The organism is Sphingobacterium prati (genome assembly GCF_013167215.1).
Taxonomy (GTDB): domain Bacteria; phylum Bacteroidota; class Bacteroidia; order Sphingobacteriales; family Sphingobacteriaceae; genus Sphingobacterium; species Sphingobacterium prati.
Genome location: NZ_JABJWY010000034.1, coordinates 303,174 through 321,561, shown reverse-complemented (window position 1 = coordinate 321,561; position 18,388 = coordinate 303,174). Strand labels below are relative to the sequence as shown.

Genomic DNA, 18,388 nt, shown 5'->3' with positions numbered 1-18,388 from the left:
TTTTATAGTACTGTAGCCACTTTATATCGTCAAAAATAGAAAGTGGCTTTTTAAGTCAAATCAACTGTTTTAATGCTATTATTGTACAAAAGTTGTCTTGCAATAATCAATTTTATAGTTATTCTTTTCGACAACCAGCTGTACTTCGTTTTGCGTCTTAATATCATCACCATAATCTATAAATACGCTGTATTTATTTGTGCCTAACTTTTCGATAAGGAGGGTATTGATTCTTAAGGCATCATCATTGCCTCGGCCAAATAACCACATTTCTTGTGTATAAAGGGGATAAATCTTTTCCCATTTGGTTTTGTATCGTGCTTCTGTTATGGGTAATTCAGCATCTGTCAGGTTAGAAGGACCATAGATTTCATTGGCATCGTGTAGGAATTCCATAAAACGTGCCGTACAGATGGTCTCTTCCTTATCTAAATAATAGCAATACTTCCCGGGTTTTCCGCCTTCGCAGTGAAAAATGGTTTCCAGCAACTCTTTGGCCGGATCTGAAGCTGCTTTTGACGCGACCTGATCATTGTTTTTTGTGCTGTCCGATAGCAGTACCGTGGTTTCGTTTTTACGCATTTCCCTCGTCGGATTATTTGTCTTGTCCGAACTCATACAGCCTGTGTTGACGAGCGATATAGCCAATATAACCGAAAATATTTTTACACTCATTTAGGATGAATTTATATTGTTTATGCCGATGTAAAATTAGTATATATATCAGAAGTTGTTATCATGGATTTCAGTGATATTTATCGTTATTGAAAACCGTCATGCTCAAATTACGCTTTGGTTTCTTCTTGTCTACGCATTCTAATTGCGCATTACAACTTGTTTTTCTCTTATGTAGTCTTGTTTTAAAATTTTTATAACTCATTATCATTCGATTGTGGTTTTGTTTATTGTTTTTTCGTAGTTTAATAATACTGCGCAGATCTCTTGCGCTTTAGTAATGCGATCTTTGTCATGTCAGCGATGAAGGTTCGAATCCTTCCCCCGAAAGGGGTAGCTCAAGGGTAGAGCATGGCATTTGTTTGTATCGTGTGGGTTCGAGGCCCACTTCCATTTTCGGACGGAATAGCATAAGGGTATTGCACAGAATTTAGGTTCTGGATTCAAAAGTTAACCTTCTTTAAAAGGTCAGTTAAAGCGATTGTTTGTCAAATAACGAGCATGGAAAGTAAATAAAATTAGGAAAAAGAGGTGCAGGTGGCAATTGTAAAGAGGTTATTGCCACCTGCTTGGAATCCGATTGATTCCCCTCAATAACAAAAAAATAAAAAATGGAAAATAAAAGAATCAACGGTAATGACCTGATTGCATTGGGATATAAAGAAAATCATACGTTGGGTGCTGCGTTGAAGATCAACAGCAAGCGACATGGTTTGACAAAGACAGAAATGTTGGACAAATTTAAGACTGTGCTGGAAAATCCATCTGCATATGTGGAAGATACGGTGTTCGGTACATTGGCCCATGCCATATTAGGTCAGGACGTTATTGATGCCTCCCTGATTGCTCTAAATGAGAATCCTTTGAAGTACACTATCTATGGAGAGTCTGAAATTGAAGCGGGAGCCAAAGAACAGATGAAAGTGGCGATGAAGCTTCCTGTTACCATTGCTGGTGCATTAATGCCGGACGCCCATCAAGGTTATGGCCTACCGATCGGCGGTGTATTGGCCACCAATAATGCGGTGATTCCGTATGGTGTAGGGGTTGATATTGGTTGTCGAATGGCTTTGTCCATATTTGATTTGCCGGCATCCCTTTTGGGCACTCATACCGATACATTAAAGCAAATTATCCTGAAACATACGCGATTTGGCGCCGGTAATGGGTATCTGAAGCACGAACGCGTGGAGCATGCAGTGTTGGAAAACACCTTGTTTTCGGAGAATAACCTGCTTGCATCGTTAAAAGATAAAGCATGGACGCAGTTAGGTTCTTCAGGAGGGGGTAACCACTTTGTGGAATTTGGAATGGTGGAATTTAATCAAAAGGATGAAGTATTGGATATTGAGAAAGGAGTCTACCTGGGTTTACTGACACATTCTGGATCCCGAGGATTGGGAGCCACCGTGGCTGCGCACTATACCAAATTGGCCAAGTCTTTATGTAAGCTGCCTTATCAAGCCCAGCATCTAGCTTATCTGGACTTAAATACAGCGGAAGGCCAGGAGTATTGGTTGGCGATGAATCTGGCCGGTGATTATGCTTCTGCCTGTCACGAAGTTATCCATGAAAAGATAAAAACTGCATTGGGTGCTGAACTGCTGGCGAAAATTGAAAACCACCATAATTTTGCTTGGAAAGAACGCTGGAATGACCAAGAGGTTGTGGTACATCGAAAAGGCGCTACTCCCGCGGCAAAGGGTGTCATGGGAATTATTCCCGGTTCCATGGCGACTCCGGGGTTTTTGGTTCGCGGAAAGGGTGAGATGGCGGCGATCCAATCTGCTTCCCATGGCGCGGGGCGTTTGATGAGCCGTACGCAGGCGATCAAAACGCTTTCGTCCGTTGACCTGAAAAATATGCTGACTGATCAGGGGATTACCTTATTGGGAGCGGGAATGGATGAAGCGCCGATGGCATACAAAGACATCCATACTGTCATGGCATCCCAAGAGGAATTGGTCAATATTGTAGCGAAGTTCTCGCCTAAGATTGTTCGAATGGCGGATGATGGTAGCCGTGAAGACTGACATGGATTTACTAAAAAGCAGTTTCATTAATGAATGGAACTGCTTTTTATGGTTTGTGTACATTGTGCGACCCCGTGCATTTACCAATACATTTTGGTCTGTTAAATTGAGCTTATGAATCGCCCTGTTTTGATGCTCCGTAGAGAAGCAATTAAGCTATTAACTATGGGCAACCTCTTTATACGTATATACATTATAAGGGTAGATCTTTTTGGCAAGCAGTTTAGCGACAAGGCTGGCTATCAACAATGGAGCAAACAGTATATAGCCTGAAGGAACGATACTTGCAACAATAAAAATCGCTGTAAACGGAGCATGGATAGCCGCCGAAAGCATGGCTGCTGCGCCGAATAAGGCGAAGTTGATGACAATAAGATGTGTACCGAGATAATGATTGCAAAATTGAGCAAACAATACTCCAAGGAGTGCTCCTGTAACGATACTTGGAGCGAAAACGCCACCATCGCCGCCTGCCCCCAAGGTTAGCGCTGCTGCCAATGGTTTTAACAGCACTAATAAAAGCAATGGAAGAAAGTATAGCAAATTCATCGATCCATGTAAACTGTTTTCCAGGATTTCCCCAAGACCATGATAACTGTCACCATAGAGCACAGGTAAGAAAAAAATTAGAGCACCCACGGAGATGGCTCCCAAATTGACTCGAATAAAGTTATTCTTTATTCCAGCAAATAACGACTTGGCATAGATCACAATTTTAGTGAAATAAAGCGCCAACAAACCGGCTGTTAACGATAGAATGATAATAAAAGGGACTGCTTGCCATTGCCATTGCTTTGCTGTGTAGTTAAACAATGGGGCTGCATCTGTATAATGAACGAACAATGAAGCGACAAGCATCGAACTGATACCGCTTATCGCCAATGTTTTGTTATATTTTCTAGCGATAACTTCAAAGGCGAATAATAGGCCGCCCAATGCGCTGCCAAACAATAAGGTTACTCCAGCGATAACGCCCGCGCAGATCAATTCTGTCTTGTAAGCCCAAGCAGGGTGAAGGTGTTTATAAGCTTGATTGCCGACAGTAGCTGTTGCTACCACAGTGGAGACTTCAATTCCTGTTGAACCCCCAAAAATAACAGTCAAAAAACCATTAATATAATGGGATGGTATTTTAAAAAAAGGTAAATGATCTTTCCGTGTCTCGAGTGTCGTGTAAATCTCTTTGATCCCTTTGTTTTTTCTGTTGCGAAAAGCATATTTCCGGAGGAAGTATATCGCGGTGATACCAAGGCTTGGTAATATGATAAATAATTTCGGATCCCATTCCAAAACGCTTTCGGCTATTTTTTCCTGGATATATCCCGTGATGTGTTTGAGACTATAAGCCAACAGACAGCAGATGAAGCTGACAAAAACTGAACTTGCAATTAATTTAAGGTAGCTATATCGAACAATTTTCTTTCGATGTGTCATGGTGCCCGGCATATTATTTTGTTTTAAATCGGCACAAAGGTAAAAGATATTTTGGCTAAAATAAAAGCAAGTCTAATCCGACATACCTATTGTTACATTAACTGGCGGAGCCGGTATATGTTGCCAGGGGTATAGCAGACTTAGCTGTTATTCCCCTGACAGATATTATTAGCGTATCTATGCTTATTGGAGAGCGATGAAAATATCAACTTTAGCCTGCTCGGGGTTTTGCGCTTTTTCTCCGTAAACTTCAAAATCTGCTGAAAATGCGCGCGGGAGATCCGATTCCCAGATGTTCAGCCAAGTGTCGTAAACGATCCCCGCTGCCAGATTTCCCTCGGCTTCAATATGATGATAGACATTTTCTTCGATACGTATACCGTCCATGTCTTCCGGTACATCATCGAGATGGGCGACTTTACAGCCTAATAACGTGGTGTACGGTTGCGTATGATCCTCTTCATACTCAGTATAAACACAATAAAGCTCATTGGAAACTTTATTTGGAATACGGTTCATAATATCATTTTCGAAAAATCGTCTCCAAAGAGCTGGAATATCTTTGGCCGCCTGACTTTTCTGATTGCTTGTGCGTATTGCAATTCCAATGATATTAAAAGAAGGGATAGATCTATTTTTCATATGTTTTATATTTTCTCCAAAAATAGAATCGCCAACTGACAACTGTCTGTCATGAGGAATGACTGAAATAGAAAAATACGATTCCTGCCACAGTAAACATTTATTCGCTGTATAACATCAATGTGCTTTTTTCCATATTTTTTCCGAAAAAGGGAGGTACTCAGCCAGTGCTGCCGATCCATACCAAGTATAGTACATTGGTTCCAGAAGTCCATTTTTGATCGTGGGATCTGTTTGTAGAAGCTCCTTTGCCTGTTCAATTGTAGCGATATTATTCAGAATAAATAGCCCCCGAAGACTGCTGTCATTTTTGCCAAATGGACCTGCCACGATCAACTGGCCGTTCTTTACCAAACGGCCGATATTTTCCATATGCCCTTTAAAACTTTCGTTAATAAGTTGTTTATCCTTAGTATTATTCTGGCCGGTTTTTAATAAAACGAAGATATAGCTTTTCATGCCATAGTCGTCTGCGCCAAGTTTGTTTGCTAAGCTCCCGTCATAATTTGGGTTTTCGCCAGGTAACTCATTTATTACTTTATGGACATCAAAAGTGTGTCCTTCTCCGGATTTTCCTTCAACTGAAATGTGCAGACGATCGCCTTCAAGTCTGGTATAGCGTATGTGCTTGGGGAAATCGTGGGCAACATTACTAAACGAATATGTGCTGTCCTTATAGCTTAATTCGAAATCTATTTCTTTTCCGTTGTTTTGACCGATCACTAGTGCCGAATAGATGACTTTATTGCCCAGTTTTCTAATTTTCAAGTACTCACTGATTATTTTCTGACCATTTTTTATCGCATAGGACATGCCCTTTAATTCGCTGTCACTGACCCGGTTCCAGTGTTCGTAACTGTCTTTATTCACTACTTTCCAAGTGCCTTGGAGAAAGGTGGGGAAGGGGCTTTGTGCGGATACTGACCTGGACAAAAAGATACAGAAAAGACTAAGGCATACGATTATTGATTTTTTCATTTCTAGCGTAAATTATGTTAAACAGGTTGTACATTAGTGTTATTTAAAGGTGTAGTACAGCTCTAAATCCACGTGCGGCATAATAGGAGATCGCGCCATTGTGGTAGGTGAAAACATGATTATAGCGACGGTCACAAAATAAGGCACCTCCAAGCTGACGGATGTTAGCAGGTGTCTGTATCCAACTTGATGTTTTCAGATCAAATTCACCCAAAGTTTGCAGCTGTCGATATTGTGCTTCCGTCAGTAGTTCGACACCCATTTGTTTGGCCATCTCTACTGCGCTGTCTGCAGGTTTATTTTCTTTTCGGGAATCGAGCGCGGCTTGATCAAAGCATAAAGCCCTTCTTCCTTTTGGGCTTTCAGCAGCGCAATCGACAAACAAATAAGCCCCGCTGGCTGGATCAAGACCGATCACATCGGGTTCGCCTGCACTCTGCTCCATTCGCTGTAAACTCCAGGCCTTGGCCGGGTTTTCTTCGATTTTTTGCTGTATCGGCTCCCAAACGAGCTCTCGGTGCCTTTTCATATTAGTCTCAAATCTGGCCTTAAGCACTTTTAATAATGCTGTTTGCTCCGTCGCTGAAAGTGATTTTATCATATTTGGTATAATTTGTATCTAAAAATACACAATTAAAATAGATCTGTTTATAGAAGATTAAGGCAATCCCGTTAAATTACTTAGTTGCGAATTGAATTAAATTTATATTTTTACGTTCAAATTTTAAATAAATATGGCTTCAGGAATATTTGCAATCTTAGACGATATTGCAGCTTTAATGGATGATGTTGCGGTTGCTAGCAAGATAGCGACAAAAAAAACAGCGGGAATCTTGGGGGATGATCTGGCCGTGAATGCGGAAAAGGCGACCGGCTTTTTGGCATCTAGAGAATTACCTGTCCTCTGGGCGATTACCAAAGGTTCACTCATTAATAAACTGATTATCGTACCCATAGCTTTGTTGTTGAATGTCTTTTTTCCGATCGCTATCAAATACATTTTGATTTTGGGCGGATTCTATCTGGCCTTTGAAGGGGTTGAAAAGATTATTGAATACTTATTTCATCGGAAGCATCATGAAGGCGAAACAAAGACCGAAGAAGTTATCGAGGAGAATGATATGGAAGCTGAAAAATCCAAAATCAAGGCGGCGATCACAACAGATTTTATCCTTTCTGTGGAGATTGTTATCATCGCCTTGGGAACAGTTTTGGATAAAAGTCTGACTTTGCAGATTATTACCGTTTGTGTCGTTGCACTTCTTGCTACCGTGGGTGTGTATGGTATCGTTGCATTAATTGTTCGAATGGATGATGCGGGATATAAGTTGATCAAAAGCGCGAATGAAAAAGGACCATTGGCCAGCTTAGGCAAATTACTGGTGCTAGCCCTTCCCTTTATTATCAAATTGTTGGCGGTTGTGGGCACCATCGCCTTAATTTTGGTTTCGGGAGGTATTTTTACCCATTATATCGATTTCCTTCATCATGCCCTGCCTGATTTTCCGGGGATAGTCAAAGAACTTTTGTTTGGACTTGGGGGCGGCATTATTGCAGTGCTACTTTTCACGGTTGGTAAGAAAATTTTTGGCAAAAAGAAGATTGCAAGCACGACATAATTACCAAAAAAATAAGGGCTAGGATTCATATACTAGCCCTTATTTTTCGCAAAAATGTTTGCGAATTAGATTTCTTCCGCGACGGCTTCCACTGCAGCATCCAATTCGACCTGTTCGCCTTTTGTATTGATTAAGATCACATCATCTGATCCTTCTTTTGTGACCGAAGCCAAACCATCGCTAAAAGATGTTGCCCCACTATAGATAAATGGAATGGCAATTTTTCCCAGACCGTTTAAATAGCCGTATTTGCCATCTTTGCTCGAAAGGAAAAGATTCGGCTCTTCGGTTATTGATATAAAATCATAGGCTAGAGTTATGCTTTTGTTTGTTTTTATATCGACCAGAAAGTATTTATCATTTTCGACAGAAATGAAGTGTGTACCATTATTCTCGGAGATGAAACTATAGCTTGCTGGTACAACGATCTTTCCGGCCTGATTTAAGATGCCATATTTTTCATCTTCCTGAAAAACAGCATAACCACCATTGATAAATGAAATCATATCATAATTGGCAGGAATAAGTACCTTACCTGTTTTGTCCAATATGCCATATTTTTCATTTGTTCCAAAAAGAAATTGCTCCGAATGATCGTCATAGCTTAAATAATCGTATTGAAAAGGGATCATCGTTTTACCCGTGAGATTGATCGCACCATATTTTTCGTTTTTATACTGGACAACACTTATTTCACCGACAAACGGTGTAATGTAGTGATATTGGGCTGGAACGACAATTTGTTGTGCATCATCCTGCAGTCCCATAAGACCGGAAATGCTATCTTCAAATAAGTATAGATTTTCCGCCATTTGATTATTTTCTTCGCCTTCCTGTTCTTCGTCGTAGATAGATTCTACCTGATCATAGTCCTCAGGAACAATAAAATCATTATCATTTAATTGACTGTCCGCAACGTTTTGCGCTACAATATCCACCCCAAGAGGTGTAGTTACCTGCAGAACACCGCCCGGAATCTTTTTGAAAATATCAAAGCCTTCCCAATAGATAACAGGAAGCTTTTCGCTATACCAGATGGATAGGGTAGTATTACCTTCGATATCTTCCATATTGGGAAGCTCGATCTGTGCCAGCTTGCAAAGGTAACCGGCAATATTCTTAGTTTGACCGGGAACCGATTTGATAGAAAAGGATGTTGCCTCCTCATCATGTACTGTATATTTTGATAGCGATGGATAGAGGATTGTTGATTTATCTTCATTCTTTTTGGCAAGAAAAATAGATTCCTGTCCATCAGCTGTGGATACCACTTTTATCTTGTCATTATTGACATAGGCTTCATATAAAGAGACCGGAGCTTCCTGCGCTGTATTGCTGTCGATGTTCGTAAATACAATGGCGTAATTGATTTTAAATGCTTTATTGATCTGTGCGAAAGATACCGTGCTGGCAGTCATCAGAACTGCGAATGATAAGAATGTTTTTTTCATCTATCTATTATAATTTGATAGGCAAATATGCTGATTTATCAGAGGTGCTTTTATCCCTGAAATCCGTTATTTAGCAGATTATAGTTTAAAACCTTCTTCAGTCTGCGATATCGTACATTCATATCAGTCGATCAGCAATTGATATTTGGCTAACAGGCCCGGTAGTTGCTCTGGTTCGAATTTACTCTTTTTCATCCGATTGGCTTCGGGATCCATTTGGATATGAACCGAAGTCCGAAAGTCACAGCCTTCCAGATTGCATTGTTCAAACCGTGCGTTCAGGAAGTTACAATCTTTGAAGATGGCCTGTTGGAGGTTGGCTTTTTCAAAATCAACATGTTGCAGTGAACACTTTTCAAATTTGAATTTCTTCATATTACGTTCAAAAAAAGAAGCATAATCCAGTGCAGTATTCTTCATTTCGATATGAAAGGAGAATGAACTACATTCGTTGAACTGGATACCTAACATCTTGCAGTCCTGAAAAATGATATGATCCAATTGTGTTCCTTTTAATTTTATATTGGATAAATTACAGGATTTAAATTCACAATTTGTAAATATCAGATCAACCATTGCGGCGTTTTGGAAATCGCAATACTCAAATGTACATTTATAAAATTCTGTAATTTGCTGTAATTCTTTGTTGAAGCTTACATTCGAAATAGTCTGCTCTACCAGTTCATCCATGATTTGTCTGTCTACGTAAATATCGGGATTGATTGCAGACGAAAATACATTTTTATCATTGATAATGGAAGGATAGCTGATTTAATCCCTTACTTTGCCCTACAACCAAAAATGGCTGACTTCAGGGAGAAAAATCTCTTTTTATCGTATGTAACTTTGGCAAGTCTCCAAAAGTCCTTGTGTATTGGCCGGAAATATTGTCTAAATAGAACTCTGGTAGGTTTTTATATAGGTTGTGAAAGGGGCGCGATATATCGTGCCCCCTTTTATTTGCAAATTTGGTGTTGATTAATAAGGCATTAAATTAATTGTTTTTTAAATATTGCCTTAATACATACTGTAAAATACCGTCATTTTTAAAGTATTCGATTTCGATAGCCGAATCCAGTCTTGCTCTGACCTGAAACATGATTGTTTTCCCATTTTCGTGGATAGCTTTTACATCTAAAAGTTTATGCGGTGTTAGCTCATTCGCCAAGACAGTGATGGAATAGGTTTCAGTGCCGTCAAGTCCCAGCTTTTCGGCATTCTCTCCATTGATAAAGACAAGCGGTGCGACTCCCATACCCACGAGATTGCTTCGATGTATACGTTCAAAGCTTTCGGCAATCACCGCCCGTACACCAAGGAGAAAAGTGCCTTTGGCTGCCCAATCCCGGGAAGATCCTGAACCGTATTCTTTTCCAGCCAAAACGATCAGCGACGTATTGGTTTTTCGATATTCCATTGCTGTATCATAGACTGTTTTTACTTCATTTGTTGGGAAATACCGGCTGAAACCGCCTTCCTGATCGGTAATTTTGTTTTTAATGCGCACGTTGGCAAAGGTTCCACGCATCATCACTTCATGATTACCACGTCTAGAACCATAAGAGTTGAAATCTTCTCTATTTACCTGATGGGCTTTTAGGTATTTTCCGGCTGCGGTATCTTCCTTAAAAGAACCTGCCGGCGATATATGGTCGGTTGTAACAGAGTCCCCTAAATACAGCAATACTCGGGCATTTTGGATGTCCTCGATGGGTTGTGGAACTGCCTGTAAGTTTTCAAAAAATGGGGATTCTTTGATATAGGTTGAGTTATTGTCCCATTGATAATTCTGGTCAAGGTTGACTTCCAGATCTTGCCAGTCTGTAGATCCGTCGAAAATAACGTCATATACTTCCTGAAAATCAGATTGTTTGACGCATTCGTTAACTGTTTTGGTGATTTCTTCGCGACTTGGCCAAATATCTTTTAAAAAAACCGGCTGGCCATTTGGATCATAGTCCAACGGTTCTTCCATAAGATTGATATCCACTCGACCTACCAGAGCATAGGCAACAACCAGCATTGGGGACATCAAAAAGTTCATTTTTACCTGCGGATGGACACGTGCTTCAAAGTTTCTATTTCCTGACAGTACCGAGGCAACAATCAATTCTCCTTTCTCGACTGCTTCGGCAATTTGGGGCGGGAGTGGTCCAGAGTTTCCAATACAGGAAGTGCAACCATAACCTACGGTGTGAAATCTTAGTGCATCAAGGTCAGCATTCAGACCTGATCTTTCCAGGTATTGTGTTACTACTTTTGAACCCGGAGCTAGTGAGGTCTTCACCCAGGATTTTGTGCGCAAACCGCGTTCGATCGCATTTCTGGCCAATAGACCCGCACCGATCATCACAGTCGGATTAGAGGTGTTGGTACAACTGGTTATCGCAGCAATAGCAATACTGCCGTCGCTGAGGATATATTCCTTGTGATTGTGTTTGATGCGTACCGCATGTATAGACGCTGAAATAACTTCATGAGGAGAAGCATGTTCAACCGGAACTTTCCCAAAAGTAAATTCGGTACCCGACCCTCCGTCTGCCAGCCAAGCTGATTCTGAACGCTGTGGTATTGGGATATATTGCCTATGGTGTTCACTATCTAAAAGCTGTGAAAACTTATTGTTTAGATCCTTGACCAAAATTTTGTCTTGTGGGCGCTTGGGGCCTGAGACCGTTGGTTCTAGTGTGTTTAGGTCAAATTCCACTACCGAAGAGTAAGAGATCTGTTCCTTTCCCGTGCGCCAGAGCAAATTGCGCTTACAGTATTGTTCAACAATTTTAATTTCCTGTTCAGTTCGATTGGTACTGTGCATATATTCCAGTGTACGGTCATCTATTGGGAAATAGGTGACTGTACAGCCAAATTCGGGTGACATATTGGATATGGTGGCGCGGTCTGTCACTGATAGTGTATCCAATCCTTCTCCAAAGACCTCGACAAATTTTCCGACAACACCTTTATCGCGTAAGATTTTTGTAATCGAAAGAACCATATCAGTTGCGGTGCAGATATCGGGAATTTTGCCTGTAAGTTTGAGCCCGATTACTTCCGGACAGGTGAAGAAGATGGGTTGTCCCAGCATGGCGGCTTCAGCTTCAATGCCACCAACGCCCCAGCCTAAAACGCCGATACCATTCACCATCGGCGTATGCGAATCGGTACCCACCAAGGTGTCCGGAAAAAGCCAATTATCACGGGCGATAACTCCCTTGGCAAGATATTCTAAGTTTACCTGATGGCAGATTCCCATTCCCGGCGGTACGACAGTGAAATTTTTTAAACCTTTTTGCGCCCATTTTAAAAGCTCATAACGCTCCCGGTTGCGCTCGTATTCCAATGCGACATTTTTGTCGTAGGAATATTCTGTTCCGAAATAATCCACCTGCACAGAATGGTCAATCACCAGATCAACCGGAATTGCCGGATTGATTTTCTGTCCATCCTTACCATGTCGAATAAATTCAGCCCTTAAGGAAGCCATGTCCACAACAGCAGGAACTCCAGTAAAATCCTGCATCAGAATGCGTGCTGGCTTAAATGGAATATCTTTATCAACGGGTTGGGGCGACCAGCCGATCAATGTGCTGACGTGTTCATCCGTTATACTAAATCCATCATGATTACGTAATACATTTTCCAGAAGAATTCGGATACTGAAGGGGAGGTGCTCAATATTGCCATCTGGTAGATCCCTTAGGGAGCTATACTGATACGTTCTTCCGTCGATTTCGATTTCCTGAATTGATTTTTCCTTGCTCATATTGATTTACTTATTATATACTATATAATAAGTAAATCGTAAATTTGTTTGTAATAACTTTTAGACCAATCATTTCTTTCAGTTGTTGAACTTTGCAAAAGCAACCGTTCGGATCAGGAATAAATTGCATCTACGTTTTATTTCGATTAAGTTTCTGTTTATTAGCTTGTTATGTTTGATGGTTTCAAGGTTTAATTCTTTTAATCAGTTGGTTTTAAACTGGTTGATATCCGTAGAACGATAAAATTGGTGGGAGATCAACTGGAGAGGGTGTTGGATTAATGTGTTGGAGAACGTTGATTTTAGTTTGTTTTGTACGGAAAGGTACAATCATTTGCTAGATTAGACGTTTAAGTTAATGTTCTTTTATTGGAGAAAACAAGATGGAAATAAAAAATACATTCAGATTGATTGCCGCTAGCTTACTGCTTTCTATACTATTTGTCCATAAATCATTCAGTTATGCAGATCCCGGAGAACAGAAGGAAAAGATAGTCGTGTTAAACAAGAATGACGAGGTTAGCTTTAAAGACAGCAAAGGAAATGTTGTTTCGTTAAATCAGCTCAAAGGTAAGGTTGTCCTGATCAATCTTTGGGCGACATGGTGTTCACCCTGTCTGGCGGAAATGCCTTCTCTGGACAAGCTGTATAAGGATTTTCAGGGAAATAGCCAGATTGTTTTTCTGTCCGTGGACGTTGATGGGAAACTGAAATCTTCAGCGAAGTTTCTAAAAAAGCGTAAGTATAGTCTTCCGGTCTATCGACTGAATTCAGCATTGCCAAAAGAATGGAGTACGACAAGTATACCGACCACCATTATCCTGGATAAAGCGGGCAAATTGGTCAATAAGCATGTTGGTGGAATGAACTTCGAATCAGTGAAGTTTAAAAAGGCCTTAAAACAATTAAGTGAAGAATAAACTGGAAGGTAATTGAATCTGCTCATTCGTTGCAAACTTAAATTTGCGGATTCATTTAATATTCTGCCATTTTCTTGCTAATTTTGCATGCTAATTGTATAAGGAGAAATTATATATGCCAGTCAAACTTCCTAATAACCTTCCTGCGATAGAACTTTTAAAAAAGGAGAATATCTTTGTCATGAGTGATTTGAGGGCGAACGAACAGGATATTAGACCATTACGTGTATTGGTTCTTAATCTGATGCCGCTTAAAATTACTACAGAGACCGATTTTATTCGCTTACTTTCCAATAATCCTTTACAGGTTGAGATGGAGTTTCTTCGATTGGAAACCCATGTGTCTAAAAACACCCCTGAGGAACACCTAGAGATGTTTTATAAAAGCCTCAGTGAAGTGAAGGAAAACTTTTACGACGGTATGATCATCACGGGAGCGCCTGTGGAGATGGTTCGATTTGAGGAGGTTACCTATTGGAATGAAATTCAAACAATCTTTGACTGGGCAAGAACACACGTAACGTCGAGCTTATATATCTGTTGGGCTTCACAGGCTGCGTTATACCATTTCTATGAGGTTGAGAAAAAACCTTTGGAAGAAAAGCTTTTTGGCGTATTCAAACATACGGCGCTCGACAAAAGACATCCATTATTCCGTGGATTTGACGATGAATTTTTTATTCCGCATAGCCGGCATACCACTATTGAGAAAGAAGATTTGCTTGCTAAAAACGGTGTAGAAATTCTTTCTGAATCTCCAGAAGCTGGCATTGCAATTGCATCTTCCCGTGGCGGACGTGAGTTTTATCTGACCGGTCATTCCGAGTACGCACCTTTTACATTGGATGAAGAATATAAAAGAGATTTAGAAAAAGGCCTGACCATACGTATGCCAGCGAACTATTATCGTGATGACAATCCTGACAATCAACCTTTGGTACGATGGACGAGTCATGCGAACCTATTATTCAATAATTGGCTTAACTATTTTGTCTACCAAGAGACCCCTTTTGATTTAAAAGACGTCGTTCACCTGGGAGAAATCAGGCAGAAGGACTGAACACAAATTTTATCCTAAGCAAACAAAAAAGGTCGACGGAGCATTCTATCTATATAAAGTAGGTCGTATGAAAAGAATGTCTGTACTATTTTGTCTGCTCTCTTTCTTTGTTGCGTTATATGCGGACGTGCCAATTGAGGAAAATCAAAAGCTCAGAGAGGCAAACGGCACCTTATGGTATGCCAATCCATGGATCTGGCTGGGCGGTGTGGCGCTGTTTCTGATTATCTTCTTTCTTCTTCTCCGTAAATCAACGGGAAGCAAGACGCAGACATAATGTAATAGATATTATTTTAGTTGTCCGCAAAACTATGTTCTGTGTTACGAACAATAGCAAAACTTTTCTTAAGTTTGTGTGGATAGATAACAAACTAAAATATCATATGAAGAGAAATATACTGTTAGCAGCTTTACTGGCATGCGGTTCTTTGGCCGGTTATGCCCAAAATAATGCGATCAATGTAGACTACATGGATAAAACCGTTCGTCCGCAGGATGATTTCTACAATTTTGTAAATGGTCAGTGGATGAAGACCGTTAAGATACCATCCGATAAAGCGCGCTGGGGATCTTTTGATGAATTACGTGAGAATACAGATGTTGCCACGCTGAAAGTTTTGCAGGAATCATTGTCGGGGCAGTTTGCAAAAGGCACAGATAACCAGAAGATCGGGGATCTGTACAGGTCTTTTGTAGACATGAAGACACGCGATAAACTTGGTTTGGAACCTGTTCAGCCATATCTGACTAAAATCAATGCAATAAGGAATTTTGATGACCTTTATAAATATCTGGTAGAAGTTGCACCCATAGGAGGTAATCCATTTTTTGGCGGATATGTCTATGCTCACCTCAAAAATTCTACTGTCAATACCGTTTATTTGGGTGGTGGAAGTCTAGGTTTAGGCCGTTCCTATTACCAGGTAAAGGATCAAAAAAATGAGGAAACATTAAAAGATTATTCAAATTATATTTCGGCACTTTATGCCAAGTCAGGTCAACGCACGAGAGATTTTAAAGGACCTAAAATTGTCGCTTTTGAAAAAGAGCTGGCCGCTAATCTAAAAACTGTTGAGCAGTCACGTGATGCTAATGGCCGTTACAATCCTATAGCGGTTGCCGATCTGAAAAAGATGGTAAAAAATGTCGATATTGCTAAATATCTAAGCGATGTTGGATTTAAAGCGGATACTGTTATTGTTCCAGAGCTAAAATATTATGAAAATTTAGATAAAATCTTCAATCCAGAAAACCTTCCTGTTATTAAGGATATTTTGACATTTCATGTGTTAAATACAGCAGCGTCTTATACAACACAGGAATTAAATGATTTATCTTTTGATTTTTGGGGCCGTAAGCTGAAAGGGCAGAAAGAGCAACGTGCATTGGATAAACGGGGAGTCGAGTTTGTGAATTCCATTGCAGGAGAACTCTTAGGAAAGCTCTATGTAAAGGAGAATTTTCCACCGCAAGCGAAAGCTGATGCGGAAGAGTTAGTCAGTTATCTTGTAAAAGCATTTGGGCAACATATCAATGGTTTAACATGGATGTCCGCAGACACAAAAGTTAAGGCGCTTGAAAAGCTGTCGAAGTTTAAAGTGAAGATCGGTTATCCGGATAAATGGAAAGATTATAGCAAACTTGATGTTAGTACTTCGCTTTACGACAATGTCTTATCATCCAGCAAGTGGTCTTTTTATGAAAACTTAGCAAAGCAAGGCAAACCGGTCGACAAATCCGAATGGGGAATGACGCCGCAGACTGTCAATGCCTATTACAGCCCTTTGTTTAATGAAATCGTATTTCCATCGGCTATCCTTCAACCTCCATTCTATGATTACAAAGCGGATGCAGCTGTAAATTTTGGCGGTATTGGTGCCGTTATAGGACATGAGCTATCGCATGGTTTCGACGACCAAGGAGCCAAGTACGACGGAAATGGAAACTTGAATAACTGGTGGACCGATGGTGACAAGGCTAAATTTGAAGCTGCAGCAGACGCCCTGGTGAAACAATTTGAAGCTTATGAACCAGTTCCTGGAGTTTTTGTGAATGGCCGTTTTACTTTAGGCGAAAATATTGGTGATTTGGGTGGTTCTTCTGTTGCCTTTGATGCTTTGCAGCTTTATTTAAAAGATAAAGGAAATCCTGGTTTGATCGATGGATATACCCAAAACCAACGTTTTTTCCTTTCTTGGGCAACTATTTGGAGAACGAAAACAACGGATGAGTTTGTAGTAAATCAGGTGAAAACAGATCCACATTCTCCCGCGCAGTATCGTGCTTTCGCGCCGATTATCAATTTAGATGCGTTCCATGATGCCTGGGAAACGAAAAATGGCGATAATATGTTTGTTCCTATGGACAAACGTATTAAAATCTGGTAGAAAATATATTGATTTTTATTGAATACAGAAGGGGACATTTCATTTTGAAATGTCCCCTTTGCTATTTATCGCATCCACTTCAGCACAAGGTAAAAACCAAGTCCCGTGAAGGATAATGTTAGTGCTGTTGCCCACCAAAGTGTGGTGAAACCGAAGGAGTCAACAATGGAAGTCCCAAGCAGTGGCGAAAAAATATTTGCTGCGGAGAATGCCAGGGAATTGAAACCCATATATGCACCTTGTGTTTTTGGGGTAGAGCGGTTAACGGATACAGTAGCCATAAATGGCAATGTCAGCATCTCACCGAGGCCAAAAATAAAGAAGGTGAAATATAACCAGCCAAGTCCGCCCATATAATTCAGCATGGCATATGAACTGGCACACAGAAATGTACCAAATACCAAGGTGCTGATCAGTGAAAACCTCTTTTCGGCGACATGAACAACAAACATCTCCAGTAAAACAATCACAAAACCACTCCAGCCCAATAGGAATCCGATCTGATGGTCATCCAAGTGATGTACTTCGCGATAGAATATTGGCAAGGTTGTAATTAACTGGAAAAAGCAAAATGAAAAAATACAGCAGAAGATATTAAATAACACAAAGGGAACATCTGTGTAGGGGTTGCGGCTTAGGTTTGCCATCTCGCTGTGCAGCAATACGTCTTTTTTTGCTTTAACATCCGTTCTTTTTTGTCTTTTGTTAAAAAAGATGAAGAAAATTACTGCTGCACATAGCACGGCAAAGGAGTTTCCATAGAAAATCCAGTTAAACGAAATTGTGGCGAGAAAACCGGCAACGGCAGGGCCAATTGAAAAGCCCAGGTTGATAGCGAGTCTGTTTAGTGAAAAGGCACGGGTTATATTTTCAGGCTTCGCATAGCTGGCCACTGAAACGGAATTCGCTGGTCTAAATGCGTCAAAAATTAGACTTAGCGTAAAGATCATGATGGACAGCGATTGAACTTCTTTAAAATAGGGGATTAATAGAAATAAGGGGGAAGCCAATACCAGGCTCCCGAATTGCACCTTAAAACTGCCGATCCGATCTGTTAGCCATCCGCCGATATAGGAGCCGCATACAGAGCCTATACCGTAGCTCATCAGGACAATTCCGACTTGCTTAATATCGAAATGAAGTACCTGTGTCATATAAAGTCCCAGGAAGGGGATGACCATACTACCCATTCTATTGATCAACATAACAATGGCCAAAAGCCAGGCTGCCTGCGAAAGGCCTTTAAAAGAATCTAGGTATATGGATATAATTTTTTTCATGCAAATAATTTGCTTTTTAGACGGTGTTGATTTTTATAAGCTTTTTGTTGTCATTCCGATAAAAGGGGCAGCCCGTGCTTATAAAAGCTATAACTCATTTTGATAAAAAAATGCCAAATTGATATTGGTCAATTTGGCATCTATTA

At 40.4% G+C, this 18,388-nt stretch carries 15 protein-coding genes; 6 read left to right on the top strand and 9 right to left on the bottom strand.

Annotated features, from left to right (window positions below; all coding sequences use genetic code 11):
* Window positions 1-78 precede the first annotated feature (78 nt).
* Window positions 79-675 carry a hypothetical protein gene (locus tag HPC41_RS11585; protein WP_172394173.1) on the bottom strand — a complete coding sequence of 199 codons (597 nt, stop codon included), beginning with the start codon at window positions 673-675 and terminating at the stop codon, window positions 79-81.
* Between the two features lie 611 nt (window positions 676-1,286).
* On the opposite strand from HPC41_RS11585, the gene HPC41_RS11580 reads away from it, so the two are divergent.
* Window positions 1,287-2,708, top strand: coding sequence for an RtcB family protein (locus HPC41_RS11580; protein ID WP_172394172.1), 1,422 nt, complete (start codon window positions 1,287-1,289; stop codon window positions 2,706-2,708).
* 159 nt (window positions 2,709-2,867) lie between these two features.
* Here the strand turns inward: HPC41_RS11580 and HPC41_RS11575 are convergent, their stop codons facing one another.
* The 4 genes from HPC41_RS11575 to HPC41_RS11560 all read right to left on the bottom strand — a co-directional run bounded on the left by HPC41_RS11575 (window position 2,868) and on the right by HPC41_RS11560 (window position 6,363).
* The gene (locus tag HPC41_RS11575) at window positions 2,868-4,154 is read right to left on the bottom strand and encodes a chloride channel protein (protein ID WP_246250601.1); all 1,287 of its coding nucleotides are present in this window, start codon (window positions 4,152-4,154) and stop codon (window positions 2,868-2,870) included.
* A 171-nt stretch (window positions 4,155-4,325) separates the two neighbouring features.
* Window positions 4,326-4,784, bottom strand: coding sequence for a GyrI-like domain-containing protein (locus HPC41_RS11570; protein ID WP_172394171.1), 459 nt, complete (start codon window positions 4,782-4,784; stop codon window positions 4,326-4,328).
* 117 nt (window positions 4,785-4,901) lie between these two features.
* Window positions 4,902-5,762 (bottom strand): DUF6265 family protein, encoded by an 861-nt coding sequence (locus HPC41_RS11565; RefSeq protein ID WP_246250598.1) that lies wholly within the window; start codon window positions 5,760-5,762, stop codon window positions 4,902-4,904.
* A gap of 43 nt (window positions 5,763-5,805) precedes the next feature.
* The gene (locus HPC41_RS11560) at window positions 5,806-6,363 is read right to left on the bottom strand and encodes a DUF4256 domain-containing protein (protein ID WP_172394170.1); all 558 of its coding nucleotides are present in this window, start codon (window positions 6,361-6,363) and stop codon (window positions 5,806-5,808) included.
* Window positions 6,364-6,496: 133 nt separating this feature from the next.
* Between HPC41_RS11560 and HPC41_RS11555 the strand changes: the two genes are divergently transcribed.
* Window positions 6,497-7,381, top strand: coding sequence for a DUF808 domain-containing protein (locus tag HPC41_RS11555; protein WP_172394169.1), 885 nt, complete (start codon window positions 6,497-6,499; stop codon window positions 7,379-7,381).
* A 65-nt stretch (window positions 7,382-7,446) separates the two neighbouring features.
* Here HPC41_RS11555 and HPC41_RS11550 read toward each other — a convergent pair whose 3' ends face one another.
* The 3 genes from HPC41_RS11550 to acnA form a co-directional block, all read right to left on the bottom strand.
* Window positions 7,447-8,832, bottom strand: coding sequence for a WG repeat-containing protein (locus HPC41_RS11550; protein ID WP_172394168.1), 1,386 nt, complete (start codon window positions 8,830-8,832; stop codon window positions 7,447-7,449).
* A gap of 123 nt (window positions 8,833-8,955) precedes the next feature.
* A complete protein-coding gene (locus tag HPC41_RS11545; RefSeq protein ID WP_172394167.1) occupies window positions 8,956-9,522 on the bottom strand; it encodes a pentapeptide repeat-containing protein in 567 nt (188 codons plus the stop codon).
* Window positions 9,523-9,826: 304 nt separating this feature from the next.
* Entirely contained in the window at window positions 9,827-12,595 is a 2,769-nt protein-coding gene (gene acnA, locus HPC41_RS11540) for an aconitate hydratase AcnA (protein ID WP_172394166.1), read from the bottom strand.
* Window positions 12,596-12,978: 383 nt separating this feature from the next.
* On the opposite strand from acnA, the gene HPC41_RS11535 reads away from it, so the two are divergent.
* The 4 genes from HPC41_RS11535 (at window position 12,979) to HPC41_RS11520 (ending at window position 16,962) form a co-directional block, all read left to right on the top strand.
* Entirely contained in the window at window positions 12,979-13,515 is a 537-nt protein-coding gene (locus HPC41_RS11535; RefSeq protein ID WP_172394165.1) for a TlpA family protein disulfide reductase, read from the top strand.
* Between the two features lie 115 nt (window positions 13,516-13,630).
* Window positions 13,631-14,575, top strand: coding sequence for a homoserine O-acetyltransferase MetA (gene metA, locus HPC41_RS11530; RefSeq protein ID WP_172394164.1), 945 nt, complete (start codon window positions 13,631-13,633; stop codon window positions 14,573-14,575).
* A gap of 67 nt (window positions 14,576-14,642) precedes the next feature.
* Complete coding sequence (locus HPC41_RS11525; protein ID WP_172394163.1) at window positions 14,643-14,852, top strand: hypothetical protein; 210 nt, start codon at window positions 14,643-14,645, stop codon at window positions 14,850-14,852.
* A 106-nt stretch (window positions 14,853-14,958) separates the two neighbouring features.
* A complete protein-coding gene (locus tag HPC41_RS11520) occupies window positions 14,959-16,962 on the top strand; it encodes a M13 family metallopeptidase (protein ID WP_172394162.1) in 2,004 nt (667 codons plus the stop codon).
* Between the two features lie 65 nt (window positions 16,963-17,027).
* On the opposite strand, the gene HPC41_RS11515 is transcribed toward HPC41_RS11520, so the two are convergent.
* On the bottom strand, window positions 17,028-18,242 hold the full coding sequence (locus HPC41_RS11515) for an MFS transporter (RefSeq protein ID WP_172394161.1): 1,215 nt from the start codon (window positions 18,240-18,242) through the stop codon (window positions 17,028-17,030).
* Between the last annotated feature and the right edge of the window lie 146 nt (window positions 18,243-18,388).